The organism is uncultured Cyclobacterium sp. (genome assembly GCF_963976465.1).
GTDB lineage: Bacteria > Bacteroidota > Bacteroidia > Cytophagales > Cyclobacteriaceae > Cyclobacterium.
Genome location: NZ_CAXBOC010000611.1, coordinates 1 through 2,935 on the forward strand (window position 1 = coordinate 1; position 2,935 = coordinate 2,935).

A 2,935-nucleotide genomic window follows, 5' to 3' on the forward strand; every position below is an offset into this window, starting at 1 on the left:
CAGGTAATGACCAAGATCAGCGGCTAATTTGAGAATGGCTTGGCGGTCTTTTTTTTGAAAGGCGTAGGTAAGGTATTGGAATGTCTGGTAAGTACTCCAGGGTGATATTCCATATTTTCTCAAACTGTCTTCTCCATGCAAAATTTTAGCCTCTTGCCATGATTTGGGCAGTTTAATGATGGCACTGTCGCCATAGACATCAAGGTCTATATAATGTTTTTCTGCTTCCCCCTGAACGGCATAGCGCCTTTTGTCCGGATTTACTGCTTTGTCAGAAATATAGGCTAAATTGGGCTTGAAAAACACCATTAGTTCCGGTGGGAGAGAGAATACTGCTTGACGATTGATTAAGCGATGCGCATAAAATCCCCAGGCGATAGCTTCTTGATGGCAGGTTAAAAATAGAAAGGTACAAAACAAATAAAGTCGCATATTTTACTTGTATTATAATGTCATCTATGAAAATAGTGAAAAAATCAGAGATTGTAAAATCTTCTATTCTTTCATATTTAAACAATTGTTTTGCAATTAAAAATAAAACAGCTAAATTTGCGATCCAATATTAAGCAAAAAAGGAAAAGTTAATTATATATAGTATGGCAAATCACAAATCGGCTTTAAAGAGAATTCGTGCAAATGAAGCCAAAAGGTTAAGAAACAGATACCAGGCCAAAACCACCAGGACTTTCATCAAGAGATTGAGAAATACTGAAGACAAGGCGGAAGCTCAGGAGCTCTTAAACCAGGTTAATTCCATGTTGGACAAACTGGCTAAGAAAAACGTTATTCATAAGAATAATGCAGCTAACAAAAAGTCCAAATTGACCAAGTTTGTTAACGCACTATAAGGTCTGTTTGCATTAGATATTTAAACCCTGCTTTTAAGTAGGGTTTTTTTTATGCCTATTTTTTTATATTTTTAATAGTATTCCCAAATAAATCAGTTGGTTAGCGTCTTTCTAAAAGCCGGGAATTGATTCTTTAAAGGATTTTTGTATCTATTATATGTGTTCTTTTTGCTTATGGATGATTACCGGTCAATAAGGATATCTGCCTTAGCAGAGGAGGATAGGCCTAGAGAAAAACTGCTACTTAAAGGTAAAGCCCAGCTTTCAGATGCAGAATTAATTGCCATTTTAATAGGTTCTGGTTCAAGAAACCTAAGTGCGGTAGATCTTTCCAAGTATATTTTGAAAAGTGTAAACAACGATTTGGCTCAGTTGGCAAGGTTGTCCGTAAATGATTTAAAGAAATTTAAGGGCATAGGTGAAGCTAAAGCTATAGGGATTGTAAGTGCCTTAGAACTGGGAAGAAGGAGAAAGGAATCCGAACCCCAAAAGAAAACAAAAATCACCTCATCGGCAGATGTCTACGCCTTAATGCGGCCGGAATTGTTAGATGAAACTATAGAGTATTTTTACGTTTTGTTTTTGAATCGCAGCAATGTGGTTATTAAAAAACAGTTGATAAGTCAGGGAGGTACTTCTGCCACCATTGCAGATCCTAAATTGATTTTTAAATATGCCATGGAAAACTTGGCAAGTGCCATCATATTGGTCCATAATCATCCCTCTGGAAATTTAAAACCATCCGGTGCTGATATAAGCCTTACCAAAAAATTATCCTTGGTAGGTAAAAATTTAGAGCTTCCGGTCTTAGATCATGTGATTTTCACAGATGTTGGCTATTTTAGCTTTGCAGATGAAAGTTTGATCTAATTTACTATGAATAAAAAATCTTTATTGTTTGTCTTTGTTGGGGTGGTAGTCATTGGTTCCCTGTTATATACCTTTACAGGAACCACTGATCCTAAGCTGTATTTAGAGAATGTTGCCGCAGAAAGAGAGCGACAGTTTAAGTTCTTAAAGTATAATATTGATTCGCCTTTAGAAGAAGACCAAAAAAAAGAACTTGACTCTTTGGATTTCTATCCGATAGACCCATCCTATAAGGTTAGGGGAAGATTAGTGCCGGTGCCAAACAAAAGAATAGTTGAAATCCCTATGACGGATGGTACTTTAGAAAGATATATCAGGCACTCATTTGTAGAATTCGAATTGCAAGGGCAGTCTCTTAAACTACTATTGTTGCAGGCAGAAGACGAGGTGGATTTGAGAAACTTTTTTTTGGCCTTTGCAGATGGGACAAGTGCGGATGAAACCTATGGTGGAGGACGTTATATCAATCTTCGCCAGGACGGATCTAGTTCCATAACCATAGATTTTAACCTTGCTTATAACCCATATTGTGCTTATAACCCCGATTTTGCATGCCCGATTCCACCCAGAGAAAATATTTTAGAAATCCCTATTAGGGCAGGGGAGAAAAATTACAATAAATAATCTTTAAGTAGAGGGCAATTATTGTAAATTTGTATCTTAGTCAAAACCGTAATAATGAAAATTTCGATCAATCGACTCAAAGATTATATACCGTTCAATCAATCTACTAATGAAATTGCCGACCTGCTAACTGCCGGAGGCTTAGAAGTAGAAGGAATAACGACCTACGAATCAGTAAAAGGAAGCCTTAAAGGTATAGTAGTTGGAGAAGTGTTGAGCTGTGAGCCACACCCCAATGCAGATAAACTTAGACTCACCACTGTGGACCTAGGGGATGAGGTAGTGCCCATCGTTTGTGGAGCACCAAATGTTGCCAAAGGGCAGAAAGTGCCAGTAGCCACGGTTGGAGCTACCCTATATCCTTCCTCAGGTGAACCTTTTGTAATTAAAAAAGCCAAGATCAGAGGCGAAGTGTCTTTAGGGATGATTTGCGCCGAAGATGAGCTTGGACTGGGAGAAGGGCATGAAGGGATTCTTGTCTTAGATACCACTCTCCCAAATGGCAGTCCGGTAGGTCAGTTGTTTGATATCAAGGAAGTAGATGTACTTGAAATTGGCTTAACCCCGAATCGGGCAGATGCTGCTTCCCATCT

Annotated in this window: 4 protein-coding genes and 1 pseudogene; 4 read left to right on the forward strand and 1 reads right to left on the reverse strand. The window is 38.2% G+C overall.

Going from position 1 to position 2,935, the window contains the following annotated elements; translation table 11 throughout:
• Positions 1–432, reverse strand: a pseudogene (locus tag AAC037_RS22890) (S1/P1 Nuclease); the annotation flags it as partial.
• Positions 433–596: 164 nt separating this feature from the next.
• Between AAC037_RS22890 and rpsT the strand changes: the two are divergent.
• The 4 genes from rpsT to ytpR all read left to right on the forward strand — a co-directional run.
• Positions 597–848 carry a 30S ribosomal protein S20 gene (gene rpsT / locus AAC037_RS22895; protein ID WP_041934949.1) on the forward strand — a complete coding sequence of 84 codons (252 nt, stop codon included), beginning with the start codon at positions 597–599 and terminating at the stop codon, positions 846–848.
• 174 nt (positions 849–1,022) lie between these two features.
• Entirely contained in the window at positions 1,023–1,718 is a 696-nt protein-coding gene (radC, locus tag AAC037_RS22900; RefSeq protein ID WP_339905894.1) for a DNA repair protein RadC, read from the forward strand.
• Positions 1,719–1,724: 6 nt separating this feature from the next.
• Complete coding sequence (locus tag AAC037_RS22905) at positions 1,725–2,342, forward strand: DUF1684 domain-containing protein (RefSeq protein WP_339905895.1); 618 nt, start codon at positions 1,725–1,727, stop codon at positions 2,340–2,342.
• A 54-nt stretch (positions 2,343–2,396) separates the two neighbouring features.
• Positions 2,397–2,935, forward strand: a 539-nt coding sequence (gene ytpR, locus AAC037_RS22910) for a YtpR family tRNA-binding protein (RefSeq protein WP_339905896.1), incomplete at its 3' end; no start/stop codon positions are given.